Genomic DNA, 18281 nt, shown 5'->3' with positions numbered 1-18281 from the left:
ATCCGTATGCAGAGCCGCCGGTTTTCGTCCTGAAGACCGGCGGTTTCGCTTTTCCGGACAAGGCGGTTGATCCCACGCGGAGAGGCAGCGGCTCCAGCTCGAAAGCGTTGATCGCGCGGTCTGATCCCGAGGCGTCGCCACTGGCCTCGCCGATATGTCATGTAGCCGCGCACGCGTTGCTGACGTAGCCGAGGCGTCCCGCTAACCGGAGTTCACCCATGCTTCGCCTCGCCCGCTCGTTCAGTGTCCACCTGGCGCTCATCTTCGGGCTCGTTGTCGGAGCCTGCTCTGGCGAGACCGCAATGGCGGGGCCGCCTGCCCAATCGGCACCAGATAGCGGCAGGCGCGAAGTGGCTCTTTTCGCCGGTGGCTGCTTCTGGTCCGTAGAGGCCAACTTCGAGCGAATCCCTGGCGTTGTGTCAGCCGTCTCTGGCTTTGCCGGGGGCCGGGTCGCCAATCCTACCTACGAACAGGTCGTCAGGGGTGGAACCGGACATGTCGAGGCCGTCCAGGTCACCTTCGACCCAGCACGGATCACCTATCGCCAGCTCGTCGACCGGTTCTGGCGCACCATTGACCCGACCGACCCAGACGGACAGTTCTGCGATCGGGGTGCCGTCTACGCGACAGCCGTGTTCGCCACCGCGGCCCAGCGACCGATCGCCGAGGCGTCCCGAGCCGCCGCGGCGGCGGCGATCGGAGGGCGGCGTTTCGTCACGCCCGTGCGTGACGCAGCCCGTTTCTGGCCGGCCGAAGCTTACCATCAGGACTTCGCACGTCTGAATCCGGTGCGGTATGGGGGTTATTCCCGGTTTTGCGGGCGTGAGGCCCGGCTTCGCGCCGTCTGGGGCTGATCGAACCACTGTGGCGCCAGCGTCACCGTCGAACGCTGTCACACGACTGTCACGCCATTGTCGTCCCTCGTTCCAACACGCGGCTTAGATCGAGCGAGATTTCGGCGGCGGGGCTTGTCCCCGGCGCCTCCTTGCGCACCGGTCGCCGTCCGGACCTCTTGGGGATACCACAGATGAATACTCGCACTCGCGTGCTCTGGGCGACCACCGCCCTCGTTGGAGGCATTTTCGCCGCCGGCGCCGCCTCCGCCCAATCGACCGGCACCATCGCCACCGAAGAGACGACCCTGTCGGACGTCGTCATCCTCGGCAATCGCGGCCCGGCCACGACCGACGGCACCATCGTCGCCGAGACCGTCGCCAAGACGCGCTCGTCGATCACGCAGGAGTTCATCTCGACCCAGACCCCGGGTCAGACCATCCTGCAGACCCTGAACCTGGTTCCGGGCCTGAACTTCACCAACTCCGACCCGTACGGCTCGTCGGGCGGCAACGTCCGTCTGCGCGGCTTCGACGGCAACCGCGTGTCGCTGACGTTCGACGGCGTTCCGCTGAACGACACCGGCAACTATGCCATCTACACCAACCAGCAGCTGGACCCGGAACTGATCGAGCGCGCCTCGGTCAACCAGGGCACGACCGACGTCGACAGCCCCACGGCTTCGGCCACCGGCGGCACCATCAACTACACCACCAGCCGTCCGCGCAGCGAGCCTGGCGTCCAGCTGACCACCGGCCTCGGTGAGTTCAACTACGGCCGCGTTTTCCTGCGCGCCGACACGGGCGAGTTCGGCCCCTGGGGCACGACCGCCTTCGTCTCGGGCTCTTACACCAACTACGACAAGTTCAAGGGCCCGGGCGAGCTGGAGAAGCGCCAGTTCAACGCCCGCCTGTACCAGAACCTGGGTGACGGCGACTTCGCCTCGCTGGCGTTCCACTGGAACCGCAACCGCAACAACTTCTACAATAACTTCAATACCCTGGCCAATCTGGCCTCGGGCACGTTCGGCGAGAACGACATCGCCTGCTTCCGTCCGACCCCCGTCAACGGCACGGTCCAGAACGAAGGCAGCCAGTCGCAGCGCGTCCTGGCGGACGGCAGCCTGGCGACCGGTAGCTGCACCAACTACCACGGCCTGCGCATCAACCCGTCGGACACCGGCAACATCCGCGGCAACTTCAGCTATGGCCTGACCGACAACCTTCGCCTGACGCTGGACCCCTCGTTCCAGTACGTCATGGCCAACGGCGGTGGCTTCACCACCATCTCCGAGCGTGACGACCGTCTCGACCAGGCCGGTGGTAACACCGGCGGCCTCGGCGTCGACCTGAACGGCGACGGCGACGTCATCGACACCGTCGGCATCTACACGCCCTCGAACACCAACACCCGTCGCTATGGCCTGACCGGCTCGCTGATCTGGGACATCAACGACAGCCACCGCGTCCGCGCCGCCTACACGGTCGACTACGGCCGTCACCGCCAGACCGGTGAGGCCACCTTCTTCACGCCGGACTCTGAGCCGCTGTCGGTCTACGGCGGCAAGGAAGGCTGGGGCGTTGAAGATCGCCGCGTCTTCGGTCGCGATGGCTCCTTCTACCGCTCGCGTGACCGCTTCTCGATCGCGCTGCTGAACCAGATCGCGCTGGAATACGTCGGTAACTTCATGAACGACATGGTCACCGTGAACATCGGTGCCCGCGCCCCGTTCTTTGAACGCGACCTGAACCAGTACTGCTTCTCGCAGAACGGTTCGACCACCGTACGCTGCACCACCGAGACCCCGGTCTCGACCTTGGCCAACGGCAACGTGACCTTCGCCTCGACCGGCGGCACCCAGTGGATCGCGCCGTACGCGGCGACGCTGAAGTATGACGACATCCTGCCCAACGTCGGCATCGTCGTCCGGCCTTTCGAGGGTCACAGCCTCTACGCCAGCTACGCCAAGGGCTTCTCGGCTCCGCGCACTGACAATCTGTATCGCCCGGTCCGGACCGCAGGCGGCGGTCTGAGTTTCGCTGAGGTCCAGCCCGAGACGACCGACTCCTATGATATCGGGTATCGTATTCGTCAGTCGAACTTCATCGCCTCGGCGGCCGGCTGGTACACCCAGTACGACAACCGGATCGTGTCGTCGCTTGAACTGGACCCTAGCTCTGAGTTCTTCAACCTGTTCGTCGATCGCAACGTCGGCGCGGTTGAACAGTGGGGCGTTGACGCCCAGGTCGGGTGGGAAGCGACCGATACGCTCGCCTTCTACGCCTCGGCCTCGTACAACAACAGCGAACTCCAGGAAGACCTGGCCCTGTCGGCCACGACCTTCCTGCCGACCGCGGGCAAGTCGCTGGTCGAGACCCCGGAGTGGACCTTCGCCGGTCGTGTCGACTGGCAGGCCACGCCGAATCTGTCGCTGGGCCTGCAGGCCAAGTACGTCGATGACCGCTTCTCGACCGACGTGAACGACGAAGTGTTCCCAAGCTACACCGTCGCGGACTTCGACGCCCGCTACGACCTGACGGACACCTTCAACATCCGTGGTGCCTACGTTCAGCTCAACGTCACCAACATCTTCGACGAAGAGTATCTGGGCAACATCTCGACCGGCAACAACGCGACCACCATCGACGTGGATCCGGGCCCCGGCGTCGTGAACCGCAACGGCTCGCCGCGCACCGGTTCGCTCGGCGCGCCGCGCACGGCCGTGATCTCGCTGGGCATGCAGTTCTAAGCCCAGGCTCGATCGATACAGAACGAGGGGCGGTCCGGCGACGGATCGCCCCTTTTTGTTTGCGTCCGCCCCCGCCTTGCCCTTGAGGCGTGCATTGAAGTGGAGTGATTGGCGGCCTATCTGGCGCGCTCGATCCTGATCCGACAACCGGACCCTTGCCCCCCATGACCTCGCCGTTCCCCATTCCTGCCGAATGGTCGCCCCACCGGGCGATGTGGGTCGGCTGGCCTAGCCACGACGAGCTGTGGGAAGAAAACCTTGAGCCTGCCCAGGCGGAGGTCGAGGCTCTTGTTCGGGCGCTCGCTGGGCCTGGCCGCGAGCGGGTCCGGCTGATGGTCGGCAAACCTGAGGTCCTGGCTGGCGCTCAGGCCCGCTTCGCCGGTCTCACAGGCGTCGAAGTCGTTGATGGGCGCTTCGGGGACATCTGGCTGAGGGATACGGGGCCGATCTTCGGGCAGGGATCCGCCCATGCCGCCGCGTTCCGCTTCAACGGCTGGGGCGGGAAATACGAGCTCGAGCACGACGATACGGTCGCTGAACAGATCGGCTTGGCCTCGGGCGTGCCTTTGAGCCACCATGATTTCATCCTCGAGGGCGGCGCGCTGGACCACGACGGATCCGGCACGGTGCTGACCACGCGTCAGTGCCTGTTGAACGCCAATCGCAATCCCGGCTGGACCGAGGCGCTGGCCGAACAGGCACTCACGGAGGCGCTGGGTGCCCGCACGGTGTTATGGCTCGGCGACGGCCTGCTGAACGATCACACCGATGGTCACGTCGACAATCTGGCGCGGTTCGTCGCCCCGGGCGTCGTCGCATGCCCGGTCGGCTGGGGACGAAACGACCCGAACCACGAGGTCTATGACGCGGTCGCCCAGACCCTGTCGGCCCTGACGGATGCTGAAGGCCGCGCAATCCGTCTGTTGCGCCTGCCTTCTCCGGGTCTGGTCGTCGACGAAGACGGGCGTCCGATCCCGGCCAGTCACATGAACTTCCTGATCGCCAACGGCGCCGTGATCGTACCGACCTATGGCGACGAAGCGGCCGCGCGTCTGACCTGTGAGGGGTTGGCGACCGTTTTTACCGACCGCGAGATCATCCCGCTGCCGTCGACCGCCATACTGTCGGGTGGCGGATCCTTCCACTGCATCTCTCAGCAGGAGCCCACCTGATGGCCCGCACGATTTCCGTCGCCGCGATCCAGACCTCCTACGGCGAGGACCTGGGCGCGAATATCGAAACGACGATCGGCTTCATCCGGGAGGCCGCCGCCAAGGGCGCTCAGGTCATTCTGCCGAGCGAACTGTTCCAGGGTCCATACTTCTGCGTCAGTCAGGAGGAGCGCTGGTTCTCGACGGCCTATCCGTGGGCGGAACACCCCTGTGTCACTGCGCTTCAGCCTCTGGCGGCCGAGTTGGGAGTCGTCATTCCGGTATCGATCTTCGAGCGGGAGGGACCGCACTACTTCAACAGTCTGGTCATGCTGGATGCTGACGGTCAGGCACTGGGTGTCTATCGCAAAAGCCACATCCCTGACGGTCCTGGTTATCAGGAGAAGTACTATTTCCGGCCTGGCGACACGGGCTTCCGTGTCTGGAACACTCGATTTGGTCGGATCGGCGTCGGAATCTGCTGGGACCAATGGTATCCGGAAGCCGCGCGAGCCATGATGCTGCAGGGGGCCGAGGTCCTGATGTACCCGACCGCAATCGGCTCGGAGCCCCATGACAAGGACCTAGACACCGCCGACCCCTGGCGACGTGCCATGCAGGGACACGCGGTCTCCAACGTGGTTCCGGTCGTCGGAGCCAATCGCATAGGCCATGAGACCGTGACCGGGACCGGGCAGGTCTTCTACGGCTCGTCCTTCATCGCCGACCACAGGGGCGATCTGGTGGAGAGCCTCGGACGTGACGAGGAAGGCGTGCTGGTCCACTCCTTTGACCTGGATTTTGTCGACAGGCACCGGGCTGCCTGGGGCTTCTTCCGGGATCGGAGGACTGACCTCTACGGGAGCCTGGTCGCGCCTCGCCCTGTTTGAACCCACCAAGGAAGGGCGAAGGGTCTTATCCTGTTCGCCCTGACCACATTGCGCTCGGCTCTGTCGCCATCGTCGGCACTGGAGCCAAAGGGCCACCCGGCGTCATCACCGCAGTATCGCCGTCGACCTTCGCGTGCCCCCACGACCACCGCCCGAGGCCAGAACCACGCTGTCCTATCGAAGGCGTTATCCTCGATCCGGTTGTCTGTCGGTGCCTGATGCCGGATCACGCCCCTCTCTCCACAGTTTCGGTAGAGGAAGATTCCGCCGCGTTCCGCGCGTCGAAATTCATTTGCGACGATGACATTCGAGGCCGACCCGTCGATCGCAATCTGCTCGCGCCCGGTCCGGATATCGAAACTCACACCGTGGATCGTCGTACGCGCACTCTCGGCGTCCAGATAAACGGCCGTCGAGATGGAGTGTCCCAGCATACGCCCTCCAACAAGCCTAAGGCCTGTCACACCGGGGCCGACGTAGAGCGGTATCGATCCTGCGGCCACGATCGTGCTGTCGGTGATCTGGACACTGGCCGGCGCTGCCGCCTGGGCGCGCTCCGTGTGCCGAGGGGTTCGGGAGGACGTCCACAACTCTTCGATCCGCCCCTCGGCACCCATGCCCCAGACTCGTATGTTTCCATAGACGACACACCGTGAAATGCGGACGCCGACCGGACGACTCCACCTCCCCTCCTCAGGCCTTGAGCGTATCGAGATGGTCGGGGTCTGCGTCGTCGAAATCACACCTGGCTGACCGATCGCCCCGTCCTGACAGTCGATTCCCGCACCGGACGACTCTGCGCCCTCAATGACGATGGGTCGCAGGACATCGTGCCCCTCAGGCAGTCGCGCAAAGCAGGAAAGACGAAAGGGCGTACGGTGCTGCGTGGAGGTCAGAGCCGCAACGACCTCAGGGCCACAGGTAGGAGCGACCGGGTCGGGCCGAAGCGCCACCAGGGCTATGGCGGCGGCTCCGATCACGTGACGAACACCCGGATCATGGAACGGGTATGGCCAAAGCAGCGCGCTCGGCCGCGCAGGCCGGGCTGGTTCGACCTGCCGCGCGAGCCGCGGCTATCTCTTCGCGCGCCGCCGACGCATCCGTCGTAAAGCTCGGCATCGAAAGTATAGCGCGCGCCACCTGCTCGCCGAGCAGCGCGCCGTCCCGGACGTCGGTCGGATAATGCATCCCGCAGATCATGCGGCTTGCGGCGATCTGCCGACCGGTCTGTTCTATGGGCGCTGGCCGGTCGGGAACCAGATCGGAGAGGATGAGGGCATAGGCCATGCCGACCGCGGCACTTCCAGAAGGATGCGAAGCTGTCGCTCTCTGAGCCTCCGTCACGGTCTGACAGGAGGGACGCGCGGGATCATCAGCCACAGGACGCGCTCTCATGCGGCGCGACTTCGACAACTCCGCTGCGGTTTCGGCGTCGTGCAGAGTTCGCCTTAGAATGGCGACCAGGTACGGCGAGGCAACCGCGTCGATGCGGAATCCAAGGGCGCAATCGAAATGAGCCAGCGCCACGCCCGGACGCAGTTCCGCGTGCCGGGTCGCGAGCAGCCAGCGGTCTGTGTCCTCGAGCGACCGCATCCGACTGGAAGCCTCGCGGTCGGCGATGTCTTCAGCGGACCTTTCGAGGGGCGCAGCGGGCACCGCAGCGGCGAGGCTCACGACCGTCCTTTCCGGCAGATAACCAGAAAGCGCATGGTCAGCGCCTTGGGCGAGGGCTGGTGCAGGCACGAGGACAGCGCCAGCAACGACAAGGCTGAGCGCGCGCCGCCTCACGGCGCGACACTCCAGCTCATCTGGACGGATGTTCGCCCGTCGGCGGTGGGCGACGCAACGACCTGAACGGTGCTCTGCCCGCTCGCCGCGCCATAAGCTCGCGCCTCTCCCTGGTTCATGGCCATCACTGATTCAAGCCCTGCCGCCTCCGCCTGCTGACGATGGAAAGCGATGACGAGGTCCGGCGTCGCATCGGTGAGATATGTAAAGAGGGCCCCCGAGCCGGCCGCATCCACGGCCGAGACGGCATTCTCCGAGATCACACCGCCGGGATAGACAGTGGCGAACGGAGGCACCCCTGCAGACTCGGAACCCGTCGTCTCACCACTCGCGAGGTCGCCCTTCGGCTCAAGCGGCGGCCCGGCAGCTTTGGAGGTCCTATCCGGAGACGGGGCCTCGGCCGGGTCGCACCCGGCCAGAACCAACATGACGGCCGCAAAGATCGCCGTCCCGATACGCTTCATCCCTTGTCGTCCTGTTGCCGGTACGATCCATGAGCACCGTGAGCCATCGCCACGGCCCTATCAAGGCACCGAATGCGCCTGCGTGCCAGGAACCGTCAGCGGCGCAGCCACCGCGTCTGCCCTGCGCGACCTGAGCCTGCGGGCTGGAACACCGGCAACGACATCATAGTCAGGGATCGAACGGGTAACCACTGACCCCGCAGCCACTATGGCACCGACGCCAATCTCCACCCCGCCGAGGATCGTCGCTCCGGCTCCGATCCAGCTTCCCTCGCCTATGGATACAGGATGACTCCGTCCAGGCCCCGCAGCCCGTGCGGCACCACCGTCATGATGGGTTCCTGTGACGATAAGGACGCGAGGGGCGAGATCGCAACGGGCCCCGATCGTGACCGATGCCTCGCCACCGACGATGGTGACTTCATGCCCGATGAAGGTGTCGGCGCCGATCAGGACAGGTCCGCTTGTCCACACCCGTGCGCTTGAGACGATGCGCACGCCCGGCCCCACATCCAGCCCCGCCCAACGCCAGATCAATCGTTTGAACCTGTAAAGTCGCGTCGGAGGCAACAGTGATGTCAGCTTATGGACAAGGAACCGTCTCACGCTGCTCCTGGCTTATCTCGGGTCCGCAAGATGGCAGGCACCGCCAAGAAAGGGACAAGGAACATCAATGTCCTGATCAGTGAGGCGACCAGCAGGCCGAGCGCGATGGCGTAGGCCCCGTAGGCCGAGAAAATCCAGCTCGCCGAGAGGAGGATGGCGGCCCAGGGCAGGAGGGACAAGAGGATGAAGCCCTGCCGCCCCGTGACGAGAAAATAGTTTCCAAGGGCCGTCTGGCCGGACAGCAGCACGCCTGTGCCGACCATGATCAGCAGGATGGGCCAATGGGAGGCGAACTCCGGGCCGAAGGCCACCACGATCCAGGGTGTGGCGACCGCAAGAGGAACAGCGACGAGGCTGGAGACACCAATCTGCGTCAGGCTCATGGTACGCGAGACACGCCAGAGTTCGAACCGGCGTCCATCCGCCTCGAGAGAGGACAGGACGGGCACGGCGGCCCGGTTGCTCAATGAGCTGACCAGAATGACCAATCCCATGACGGTGTTGGAAAGCCCGAAGACCCCGACCTGGCTCAGACCATCAGGCGAGCGTGTGCTGACGATCAACTGCGCCAGCCACATCGCGGGGCCCCACACCGCGCTACTGAGAAAGACCGGAAGACCGAATCGCATCATGAGCGACAGATCGCCGAACCGGGGTCGGGCCAGAACCGGCCCCCCTTGTCGATGGGCGAAAGCGACGAACAGCCCAACCAGACACAGCAGTTTCAGGGCTTCCACGCCCACAAGGGCGATTATGGCCCCCTGCAGGCCTGCCAGGTGAGCGAAGGCTGGAACAACCAGCACAGTCAGTGCGGAACCAAAAGCCGCCGCCAGCCCCAGGGCCCTGCCCCGCTCGAAAGCCAGAAGCAGGGTGGTGACCATGTTGGAGCCAGCCGAAATCACCACCCAGCCGATCAACCATATCGGCAGCGCAGAGTCTCTCGGGACGACCAATGCGTCGGCCATGGCCGCCCGGCCTGCCGTGAGCGCGATGAGGGTCAGAACGACCGCCACGCCGAACGCCAGCGTCAGGCACAAGCTGATCAGTTCGACTGCCCGGCGGAAGCTCTCCTTGCGGAGAACCGGAATATACTTGGTGAACACGGGCCCAGCGCCCAGCACCACCAGAATCTGCAAGGAACTCACGAGGCCCTGGGCCAGAACAAATCGACCGTAGTCCCGAGCGCCGAGGAGCTCGGCGAGAAACAGGACGATGGCGATGCTCGCAGCCTTCTCCACCGCGAAGGCCACCATGGTCCAGCCCGTCATGCGCAGGATGCGACGGGCCGCGTCCGATCGGCCGAGGGCGGCGATCATCGCGTGAAGCCACCTTACCGGCGCCGAACCCAGGTCAGCCACCTATGCCCACCCGGCAGTGGTGCGGATCAAGCCGTTACCCTGGTCTCACTGGGTCGACGAAGGCGTTCGACCTCGATGCTGACAGCGCGCCTCATGGCCTCGTCGTCGGCGCTCCTGGCAATCTGATCCAGAATCCGCAGCCGCTGCGCCGTCATGCCCTCCCCGCCATATCTGTCCTCCACCTCAAAGACGGAGTCCAGTTGCCGAACCACGTTCTCGTTGGTGTCGATCAGCGCCTCTGTCAGCTTCTCTCCAGGTCGAAGGCCCGTGAACCGTATCTCTATGTCACGCCCGACCGTTAGCCCCTGCAAGGCGATCATGTTGCGGGCAAGATCGACGATCTTCACGGGCTGACCCATATCCAGAACAAACACACTTGGCCGCGAACGGCCATGCTGAACGCTCTGGGCTGTTGCATGCAGAACCAGTTGAACAGCCTCTGGGATCGTCATGAAATAGCGTTCCACATCCGGATCCGTGACGGTGACAGGACCGCCACGCTCGATCTGGTCACGGAATATCGGCACGACCGATCCGGTCGACCCGAGCACGTTTCCGAAACGCACCACGCTGAACTTGGTTTGTGAATGCTCGGACTGCCCTCGGATGACCGCTTCGGCCAGCCGCTTTGTCGATCCCATAACATTGCTGGGCTCGACCGCCTTATCGGTCGAAATCATCACCATCGCAGAGGCACCACTCTGCCGAGCGGCGGCAGCCACGTTCGCGGTCCCAATGACGTTTGTCATGACACCCTCGCAGGGATGTTTCTCCACCAGGGTGACATGCTTCAGCGCGGCGGCGTGGAAGACGATCTCCGGGGTCTCCCTCAGAAATACCGACAGAACGTTTCGTTCGTCGCGGACATCACAGAGCCGCTCACTGATTGAAAGGTCCGGATGGGCGACGGTCAGTTCACGACCAATCTTGAAGAGAGCATACTCCGAGTTGTCGATCATGATCAGACGCTGACATCCGAAGGCCACGACCTGACGGCAGATTTCCGATCCAATGCTGCCACCCGCTCCTGTCACCAAAACCCTGCGGCCATTGATCAGCTCGTGAATTCTCGTCAGATCCAGCCGCACCGAGGGACGAGCGAGGAGCTCCTCCACGCTCAGCTCGCGCAAGGCTTCGGGAAGACTGCCGCGGGCGGCGCTGAGTTCGCTCATCGCTGGAAGGCGAAGGAGAGTTATCCCCGCGCTCTTGAGCGATCCAAGAGTGGTGCTGGACAGAGTACCGACAATGTCGGGCGGCGAAAGAAACAGGACCGACTGAACAGTCTGGTCAGCGTCCTTAAGGGCACCAAGGACCTGTTCCAGATCCTCCACGGTGCCCCGCACGGGGACATCACGCACTAGACGGCCCTTGTCACCGGGATCGAGGCCCAGAATCGCTACGGGATGGTGGGCTGGGGCTTTGTCGCGAGCGAGTTCCCTGAGGAAGGAATCCGCCACGCCGATATCCCCCACCAGCAGCAGGCGATGCCGATCCTTTGGCGGCTGGGTAAGCAAAGGCGCGATCGCACGGACAAGAGACCGCTCGTTGGCCGTGCGCCGCAGAAGCCGCGCCGTCGCAAGACCACCAAGATGAAGGACCCAGGTGATCAGCAAGACAGAACGGGGCACCGCCTCTGCCCGAACCAGCACGAAAGCAACCAGCAGAAAGGCCAACATGACCAGAAAGGTGCTACGCAAGAGGGCAAAGCCGTCCTGGATCGAAACGTACCGCCAGCTGGCTCGTTCGGTGCGGAATACAAGCTCCAGAAGCCCGGCAATCGTCGCGTACAGGACCGCCAGAAGCCATACTGAACGGGCGTCTGCCGATATCCACCAGGCAGGCGTCGGATCGACGACAAAACCATAGGCGAACAGATAGGCAGCTAGCGCCACCGCGATCTGGATCGCGAATTTCGCTGCGTACTGCAAAGGCCCCTCCCCGAACGTTGTTTTATCGCCAGAGAAGTACAATCGAAAGTCCTAGTCTGACGACATGAGACGGACGACGGTGCTATGAGGCGATTGTGCATCAGTGGACCATCGACGCCTTCGCCGACCGCCCGTTTCAGGGAAACCCTGCGGCCGTGCTGGAACCTCTCGCCCAGTGGCCGGACGACGGCTGGCTGCAGGCGCTGGCCCGCGAGAACAACGTGTCCGAAACCGCGTTCCTGAAACGAACCTCCGATCCGCGGAGATTCGCGTTGCGTTGGTTCACCCCGGCGATGGAAGTCCCTTTGTGTGGACATGCGACGATGGCGGCCGCTCATGCCCTTCTCGAAGAGCTTCACCTTCCCGCTGACAGTCTGACATTCGATACGTCTTCAGGGACGCTCACGGTCAGGCGGCACCATGCCGGTTACGAGCTGGACTTCCCTGCCGATCCCCTCAAGCGCATCACGGTGCCGGCAGGGCTGGCCAGAGCGCTCGGTGCGGATCCTGTTGAAGTCTGGGCGAGCCGGTATCTGATCGCGGTCATGCGAGACGCCGACACCGTGCGACGACTTTCACCCAGTCCGGGCGCGTTGATGGCTTTTGGCGAGGGTTGCCTGGAACGAGGTCAGGTGATCGTGGCTGCACAGACACCGCAAGAACAGGATCATGATGTCATAGACCGGTTTTTCGGCCCCGGTTGCGGCGTGGACGAAGATCCTGCGACAGGTTCGGCGCGATGCGGACTTACTCCCTTGTTCGCGCAGAAACTCGGCCGTCCCATCGTGCGTTTCTTTCAGGCCTATCCGGGCCGGGGAGCCCGGTTTGAAACCGAACTGGCTGGAGACCGGGTCATGATCCGGGGTCAGGCGGTAACCGTCATGGAGAGCCGCCTGCGCATGTCACCTTCGACGAGAGGCTGACAAAAGGGCGCGACCCCAAGGGATCGCGCCCCGCTTGTGAACGGCCGGCTGGCAGGGCCGTGTCGTGGCCGTCCGAAACTCGTGGGATCACCAACGGCGATGGTCGCGGTCGCGGCGTTCATGGCGGATCTGGGCCGACAGGCGGTCGAAGCGACGATCCAGATCCGCACGCTCCCAGGCGGTCAGGCCGCCCCGCCGATAGCTGGCCTCAAGGCGCAGCAAGCTGTTGAACTCGCCGCGCAGGCGGGCAGCCTCGCGCCGGCTGAGCTGGCCGTTGCGCAGGCCGATGTCGATGCGGCGGTCCAGATTGGCCTGACGGATGTTGATCGGCTGCCAATAGCCATTGGCTTGTACATGAGCCCGGGAACCATAGGCTTGAGCGGCTGCTGGCAGGGCCGCGGCCGAGGCAGCGGCCAAGACGAGGGCGGGAACGAGCAGCTTCTTCATCGGATCACTCCTTCTATCGATCTGCCGCAACCGGATCGGCTGCGTTGGGATGAAGTAGAGCGGCCTGCGCCTGAGCCCGACCTGAATGCTGCGCTTCGAGTGGCATTCATCGCTGGACGCCTGATCCGCGAGGCGAATTCCCAGCGGGGTTAAACCTCTCTAAGGATGGCGTTCAGCCGCTGTTCACGGCCGCTTCGCTTATAAGACCGCCATGTCTCGCGTCACCGCCCTCGCTCTCGCCGCCCTGATCGCCGCCGCTCCCTTGAGCACGGCGCAGGCCGAGGCGCGCGTCACGGGTGACCTGCTTGGATCTGGCGTCCCAGCCATGGTCGGCCTGGGACAGGAGCGCGATCGTCGCGGGGGCGGGGATCGTGATCGGGAAGCGCCCCGCCTGATGAGCGAGGCCCAGGCTCAGGCGATCGCCCAGCGTCGCGCCGGCGGTGCCCGCTTCGTCGGGTCGCTCGGTCTGCGCGGCACGACCTATGTCTTCCGTTTCGAACGTGACGGACAGATCATCGACATCGCCGTCGACGCGCGCGGCGGCTGACAGCCAAGAAGGAAAAAGCATGCGGGTTCTGCTGGTCGAGGATGATGCCGACCTGTCGCGCCAGCTGAAGGGCGCTCTGTCCGACGCCGGCTATGCTGTCGACCACGCCGCCGACGGCGAGGAGGCCCACTTCCTGGGGGACACCGAACCCTACGACGTGGTCGTGCTGGATCTGGGTCTGCCCAAGATCGACGGGGTGTCGGTGCTGGAGCGCTGGCGGCGCGACGGCAAGACGACTCCAGTGCTGATCCTGACCGCGCGCGGTGCCTGGTCGGACAAGGTGTCGGGCTTTGACGCTGGGGCGGACGACTACCTGACCAAGCCTTTCCACACCGAGGAGCTTCTGGCGCGTCTGCGCGCCCTGCTGCGGCGCTCGGCCGGTATCGCGGTGGCGACCCTGTCGTGCGGCGGCCTGCGGCTCGACCCGAAGGCGGCGCGCGCCACCGTCAATGGCGAGCCCCTGCGCCTGACCTCGCTGGAGTACCGCCTGCTGCACTACATGATGATGCATCAGGGCCGGGTCATCAGCCGCACCGAGCTGGTCGAGCACCTTTACGACCAGGACTTCGACCGGGATTCCAACACCATCGAAGTGTTCATTGGCCGGTTGAGAAAGAAGGTCGGGGCCGAACGGATCGAGACGGTGCGTGGTCTGGGCTATCGCCTGACGCCCTTGGCCGGCGAGGCCGAGGCGGCGTGACAGACGAGGCAGCGGGGGACGCAGGCTGGGGGCGGTTCGTCGGACGGCCGGGCCGCAGCCTGACTCGCCGCCTGATCTGGCTGGCCTCAGCCTGGATCGTCGTGGCGCTGGCCGCTACCGGCTGGATCCTGACGACCCAGTATCAGGAAAGCGCGTTTCGCCGTCTGGGCGACATGCTGAGCGACACCATCGACGAGGTCGTGATCGCGACCGTCGCGTCCCCCGAAGGGATCACCGTCGCCGAAATCCGCGACGCGCCGACGCTGCGAGGGCTTTCCGGCAAATACTGGATGGTGGCAGAGGTGTTGCCGGACGGCGCGATCCGGGTATTGGCGCGTTCGCCCTCGCTGGCGGGCGAAACCCTCTACATCGCGCCGGAACTGCCAGAACGACTGCAGGCCTCAATGGGCTCGCTGTTGAGTTACAACGACCCCGGCATCCTGGAACCGCCCCAGCGCCAACCACTTCGCATCGCCGCCAGTCTGAAGACCCTGCCGGGCCGGACCGAGCCCCTGTTATTCATGGCCGGCATCGACCGGTCGGACATTGAGGCCGATACCAGGGAGTTCGCAGCCTATGCCTGGATCGCCCTTCTGGTTCTGGGCGTGGGCCTGGTCATCGCCGTATTCCTGCAGGTCCAGATCGGCCTCAGGCCACTCTTCGCCCTGAGGAACGAGATCGCGAACGTCAGGAAAGGCCGGGCCGCGCGGATAGAGCACGCCTATCCGATCGAAATCCAGCCGCTGGCCGAGCAGGTAAACCGCCTGCTCGACCACAATCAGGAGGTTGTAGACCGCCAGCGGACCCACGTCGGCAACCTGGCCCATGCCCTGAAGACGCCCCTGTCGGTCATGCTGGCCGAGGCCGCCGGCAAAACCGACCCTTTGGCTGAGATCGTCCGTCGGCAGACTGAAGTCATGAAGGGGCAGGTCGATCACCACCTGCGCCGCGCCCGCGCCGCGGCTCGCGCCGCCCACGGCCTGGGCGAACGGACGCCTGTAGGGGAGGTCATCGACGAGATGGCAGTCATGCTGGAGCGGGTCTTTCAGTCCAAGGACGTGGAAATCGACTGGCGTGCGCCGGATGACCTCGCTTTCCTGGGCGAACGGCAGGACCTGCAGGAGATCCTCGGCAACCTGATGGAGAATGCCTGCAAGTGGTCGGCCCGCAGGGTGCGGGTCTCGGCGGGGGCGAGCGGTCTCGGCCAGATGATCGCGGTCGTAGAGGACGACGGGCCGGGTCTGCCGGAGGATCAGCGCGAGGCGGTGCTGAAACGCGGAACGCGGCTGGACGAGGGTCCGCCGGGCTCAGGGCTCGGCCTTTCCATCGTCGATGACCTGACACGCGCCTATGGCGGGCGGCTGACGCTGGGGGCCAGCGATCTCGGCGGGCTGAAAGCGGTGCTGGAGCTTCCCGCGGCAGAGTGACGTCCTGATCTTGGAAACCGGTGTCAATGCTGTAAGGTTGACAGGGTGCGGTCGTCAGAACCGTGTGGAAACGCCTTGCCGAAGAGGGCTCCATGAGCGCTATCCGCCTGAACCGCCGCACCTTGCTCGCCACGGCCACAGCCGCACTGGCGACGCCCGCACTGTCGCAGACTGCTGCTTCCCCAGACCGCGACGCCATACTGACGACCATGAAGCGAGCCACCGCCTTCATGACCGATGAGGCGGCGGTCGAGGGCGGATACGTCTGGACCTATCTGCCGGATTTCTCGCGCCGCTGGGGCGAACTGGAAGCGGCGACGACGATGATCTGGGTCCAGCCGCCCGGCACGGGGACCATGGGCCACGCCTTCCTCGACGCCTTTCATGCCACGGGCGACCGACAGTTCCTCGATGCCGCGAAATCGGCTGCGGATGCCCTGGTGCGGGGCCAGCATCCGGCGGGCGGATGGAACTACGTCATCGACACGGCGGGCGAGGACAGCTTGCGCCAGTGGTATGCAACCTATGGCCAGAACGCCTGGCGGATGGAAGAATTCCATCGCTACCACGGCAACGCGACCTTCGACGACGCGGGCACGTCGGAGGCCGCGCAGCTGATGCTCCGGCTCGTGGTTCAGGGGGAACGGGCCTACCTTGTCCCGCTGCAACGCGCTGTACGGTTCGTGCTGGACAGCCAGTACGAGAACGGCGGCTGGCCCCAGCGTTTCCCCTTCGTCGAAGATGGTGGGGTGCATGGTCATGCCGACTATACCCGCCTGATCACCTTCAACGACGATGTGGCGGGCGAGAACCTCGAGTTCCTGATCTTCGTGCTCCAGACCCTAGGCGACCGGCTGGCGAGCGGCCGCGAAGGACGCGGCCTTATCCCGGCGAGGATCCTGTGGGCCATACGGCGCGGCATGGATATCTTCCTTGCGACCCAGCAGCCCGCACCCCAGGCGGGATGGGGCCTGCAACACTTCCCGGACACGCTGAGGCCGGCCCCGGCCCGGACCTATGAGCCCGAGGCCCTGACGACCCACACCACGGCCAACAACGTCCAGCAGCTACTCAACTTCTATCAGTTGACCGGAGACCGAAAGTACATCGCCCGCGTACCTGAGGCACTGGACTGGCTCGATTCCGTCGCCCTGCCGCCAGAGCTGAGGGTGAACGGACGGACGCATCCGACCTTCATCGAACCGGGCACCAACCAGCCTTGGTACATCCACCGACGGGGATCCAACGTCGTTAATGGCGAGTACTACGCCGACCGCAATCCGAACGACACGCTCGTCCACTACGGTTCGTTCCGGACCCTGAACGTCGCTGGATTGCGTGCGCGATACGCGACGCTCGCGGCCCAAGCGCCCGAGCAGGTTTCGGCGGGATCGCCCTTCCTCGCGCGACCGGGGACGAAGACCCTGCCGCGCTACTTCACCCTGCGCGATGTCTCCTGGCAGGACATGGGGACGGCGGGGCGCAGGCCGCGTCCACCCGCCGCCGGGCGTGCTGCCGAACTGATCGTGTCGCTCAACGCGCAGGGCTACTGGCCCACGCCGCTGACGGCGACGTCCAACCCCTATATCGGCCCCGGACCAGCGACACCGACCGGCGGCGAATACCGCATCACCCGCGTCGGCGACCTTCACGACACCTCGCCATGGAACACCGACTATCCCGTGGAGGGCGTCTCGACTGAGAGCTTCGTCCGCAACATGGGCGACCTGATCGAGGTGCTGGAAGGCCCGGCGGGATGAGGCCCGATCGCCGGACCGTTCTGGGCGGGCTGGCGGCAACGCCAATGACGGGATGCGCCACCCTCGGCGACGCGCGCGGCGACCAGACTGTCTGGCGCTTTGGCGACCTGGACAGCATCTCAGCACCGCTGACCATCGAGGGCGCGCCCGAGCGGATCGAGGGGCCCGCGGGCCTGCCAGGTGCCCTGTGTTTCGACGGCGTGGACGACGCCCTGTTCATCGGGGCTCATCCTTTGGCGGGAGCCGAGACCTTCGCCTTCGAGGCCATCTTCCGGCCGGACGGCGGGGCCTTCGAGCAACGCTGGCTACATCTCCAGTCCGATGAGGTCGTGCCGCCGGGCGCGACGCCGGTTGGGACCCGCTTTCTGTTCGAGATCCGCGTCTATGGCGACCGGTGGGCACTGGACACCTTTGTGAAGGGGCCGACCTACAACCAGACACTGCTGTTTCCGGACAGGCTCCATCCACTGGGCCGCTGGCATCATGTGGCGCAGACCTATGACGGGATGACCTATCGATCCTTCGTCAACGGTGCCCTGCAGGGCGAGGCCGCGATCGCCTTCACGCCACAGGGACCGGGACGAGCCTCCGTCGGCACACGGATCAACAGGGTCAGTGCCTTCAACGGGGCCATCGCCGAGGCCCGGTTCACCCGCCGCTTCCTGAGACCGGACCAGTTCACGGGCGTCCGGCCGGAATAGAAAAGGCC

General features: G+C 65.0%; 17 protein-coding genes. 11 read left to right on the top strand and 6 right to left on the bottom strand.

Features of this window, described 5'->3' with window-relative positions:
* The 5 genes from IP78_RS15665 to aguB form a co-directional block, all read left to right on the top strand.
* Positions 1-188: hypothetical protein (locus tag IP78_RS15665; RefSeq protein WP_231680969.1), on the top strand; the 188-nt coding region annotated here is incomplete at its 5' end.
* A 114-nt stretch (positions 189-302) separates the two neighbouring features.
* Positions 303-854 (top strand): peptide-methionine (S)-S-oxide reductase MsrA, encoded by a 552-nt coding sequence (gene msrA / locus IP78_RS09155; RefSeq protein WP_054111381.1) that lies wholly within the window; start codon positions 303-305, stop codon positions 852-854.
* Positions 855-1027: 173 nt separating this feature from the next.
* Positions 1028-3583 carry a TonB-dependent receptor gene (locus tag IP78_RS09150; protein ID WP_054111377.1) on the top strand — a complete coding sequence of 852 codons (2556 nt, stop codon included), beginning with the start codon at positions 1028-1030 and terminating at the stop codon, positions 3581-3583.
* Positions 3584-3747: 164 nt separating this feature from the next.
* Positions 3748-4755, top strand: a complete 1008-nt coding sequence (locus IP78_RS09145) for an agmatine deiminase family protein (protein ID WP_082384930.1) — start codon at positions 3748-3750, stop codon at positions 4753-4755.
* Positions 4755-5624 carry an N-carbamoylputrescine amidase gene (aguB, locus tag IP78_RS09140; RefSeq protein WP_054111376.1) on the top strand — a complete coding sequence of 290 codons (870 nt, stop codon included), beginning with the start codon at positions 4755-4757 and terminating at the stop codon, positions 5622-5624. The genes IP78_RS09145 and aguB overlap by 1 nt, the downstream gene beginning before the upstream one ends.
* Before the next feature lie 996 nt (positions 5625-6620).
* Here the strand turns inward: aguB and IP78_RS09130 are convergent.
* The 5 genes from IP78_RS09130 to IP78_RS09115 form a co-directional block, all read right to left on the bottom strand.
* Positions 6621-7298 (bottom strand): phosphatase PAP2 family protein, encoded by a 678-nt coding sequence (locus tag IP78_RS09130; protein ID WP_231680968.1) that lies wholly within the window; start codon positions 7296-7298, stop codon positions 6621-6623.
* 110 nt (positions 7299-7408) lie between these two features.
* Positions 7409-7876, bottom strand: a complete 468-nt coding sequence (locus IP78_RS09125; RefSeq protein ID WP_054111373.1) for a hypothetical protein — start codon at positions 7874-7876, stop codon at positions 7409-7411.
* A gap of 60 nt (positions 7877-7936) precedes the next feature.
* On the bottom strand, positions 7937-8350 hold the full coding sequence (locus tag IP78_RS15820; protein ID WP_369814686.1) for a DapH/DapD/GlmU-related protein: 414 nt from the start codon (positions 8348-8350) through the stop codon (positions 7937-7939).
* A gap of 128 nt (positions 8351-8478) precedes the next feature.
* Positions 8479-9798 (bottom strand): lipopolysaccharide biosynthesis protein, encoded by a 1320-nt coding sequence (locus tag IP78_RS09120; RefSeq protein WP_054111372.1) that lies wholly within the window; start codon positions 9796-9798, stop codon positions 8479-8481.
* Positions 9799-9866: 68 nt separating this feature from the next.
* Entirely contained in the window at positions 9867-11768 is a 1902-nt protein-coding gene (locus IP78_RS09115) for a nucleoside-diphosphate sugar epimerase/dehydratase (RefSeq protein WP_054111371.1), read from the bottom strand.
* Between the two features lie 95 nt (positions 11769-11863).
* Here IP78_RS09115 and IP78_RS09110 point away from each other — a divergent pair, with 95 nt between their 5' ends.
* Positions 11864-12691 carry a PhzF family phenazine biosynthesis protein gene (locus tag IP78_RS09110; protein WP_054111370.1) on the top strand — a complete coding sequence of 276 codons (828 nt, stop codon included), beginning with the start codon at positions 11864-11866 and terminating at the stop codon, positions 12689-12691.
* Between the two features lie 87 nt (positions 12692-12778).
* On the opposite strand, the gene IP78_RS09105 is transcribed toward IP78_RS09110, so the two are convergent.
* Positions 12779-13138 carry a hypothetical protein gene (locus IP78_RS09105; protein ID WP_054111369.1) on the bottom strand — a complete coding sequence of 120 codons (360 nt, stop codon included), beginning with the start codon at positions 13136-13138 and terminating at the stop codon, positions 12779-12781.
* A gap of 211 nt (positions 13139-13349) precedes the next feature.
* On the opposite strand from IP78_RS09105, the gene IP78_RS09100 reads away from it, so the two are divergent.
* The 5 genes from IP78_RS09100 to IP78_RS09080 all read left to right on the top strand — a co-directional run bounded on the left by IP78_RS09100 (position 13350) and on the right by IP78_RS09080 (position 18273).
* Positions 13350-13685, top strand: a complete 336-nt coding sequence (locus IP78_RS09100) for a PepSY domain-containing protein (protein ID WP_054111368.1) — start codon at positions 13350-13352, stop codon at positions 13683-13685.
* A gap of 19 nt (positions 13686-13704) precedes the next feature.
* Positions 13705-14385 (top strand): response regulator transcription factor, encoded by a 681-nt coding sequence (locus tag IP78_RS09095; RefSeq protein WP_054111367.1) that lies wholly within the window; start codon positions 13705-13707, stop codon positions 14383-14385.
* Positions 14382-15812 carry an ATP-binding protein gene (locus IP78_RS09090; RefSeq protein ID WP_054111366.1) on the top strand — a complete coding sequence of 477 codons (1431 nt, stop codon included), beginning with the start codon at positions 14382-14384 and terminating at the stop codon, positions 15810-15812. Before IP78_RS09095 ends, IP78_RS09090 begins: the two co-directional genes overlap by 4 nt.
* 92 nt (positions 15813-15904) lie before the next feature.
* Complete coding sequence (locus IP78_RS09085; protein ID WP_054111365.1) at positions 15905-17572, top strand: pectate lyase; 1668 nt, start codon at positions 15905-15907, stop codon at positions 17570-17572.
* Positions 17569-18273 carry a LamG-like jellyroll fold domain-containing protein gene (locus IP78_RS09080; RefSeq protein WP_054111364.1) on the top strand — a complete coding sequence of 235 codons (705 nt, stop codon included), beginning with the start codon at positions 17569-17571 and terminating at the stop codon, positions 18271-18273. Before IP78_RS09085 ends, IP78_RS09080 begins: the two co-directional genes overlap by 4 nt.
* Positions 18274-18281 lie beyond the last annotated feature (8 nt).

The organism is Brevundimonas sp. AAP58 (assembly GCF_001295975.1).
Lineage (GTDB): Bacteria > Pseudomonadota > Alphaproteobacteria > Caulobacterales > Caulobacteraceae > Brevundimonas.
This window is presented reverse-complemented; position numbering and strand designations above follow the sequence as displayed.

Coding starts and splice junctions, on each gene's coding strand:
- IP78_RS09120 (WP_054111372.1), bottom strand. CDS start 9,798: ATGATCGCCGCCCTCGGCCGATCGGACGCGGCCCGTCGCATCCTGCGC.
- IP78_RS09085 (WP_054111365.1), top strand. CDS start 15,905: ATGAGCGCTATCCGCCTGAACCGCCGCACCTTGCTCGCCACGGCCACA.
- IP78_RS09095 (WP_054111367.1), top strand. CDS start 13,705: ATGCGGGTTCTGCTGGTCGAGGATGATGCCGACCTGTCGCGCCAGCTG.
- IP78_RS09145 (WP_082384930.1), top strand. CDS start 3,748: ATGACCTCGCCGTTCCCCATTCCTGCCGAATGGTCGCCCCACCGGGCG.
- IP78_RS09125 (WP_054111373.1), bottom strand. CDS start 7,876: ATGAAGCGTATCGGGACGGCGATCTTTGCGGCCGTCATGTTGGTTCTG.
- IP78_RS09105 (WP_054111369.1), bottom strand. CDS start 13,138: ATGAAGAAGCTGCTCGTTCCCGCCCTCGTCTTGGCCGCTGCCTCGGCC.
- msrA (WP_054111381.1), top strand. CDS start 303: ATGGCGGGGCCGCCTGCCCAATCGGCACCAGATAGCGGCAGGCGCGAA.
- IP78_RS09150 (WP_054111377.1), top strand. CDS start 1,028: ATGAATACTCGCACTCGCGTGCTCTGGGCGACCACCGCCCTCGTTGGA.
- IP78_RS09100 (WP_054111368.1), top strand. CDS start 13,350: ATGTCTCGCGTCACCGCCCTCGCTCTCGCCGCCCTGATCGCCGCCGCT.
- IP78_RS09080 (WP_054111364.1), top strand. CDS start 17,569: ATGAGGCCCGATCGCCGGACCGTTCTGGGCGGGCTGGCGGCAACGCCA.
- aguB (WP_054111376.1), top strand. CDS start 4,755: ATGGCCCGCACGATTTCCGTCGCCGCGATCCAGACCTCCTACGGCGAG.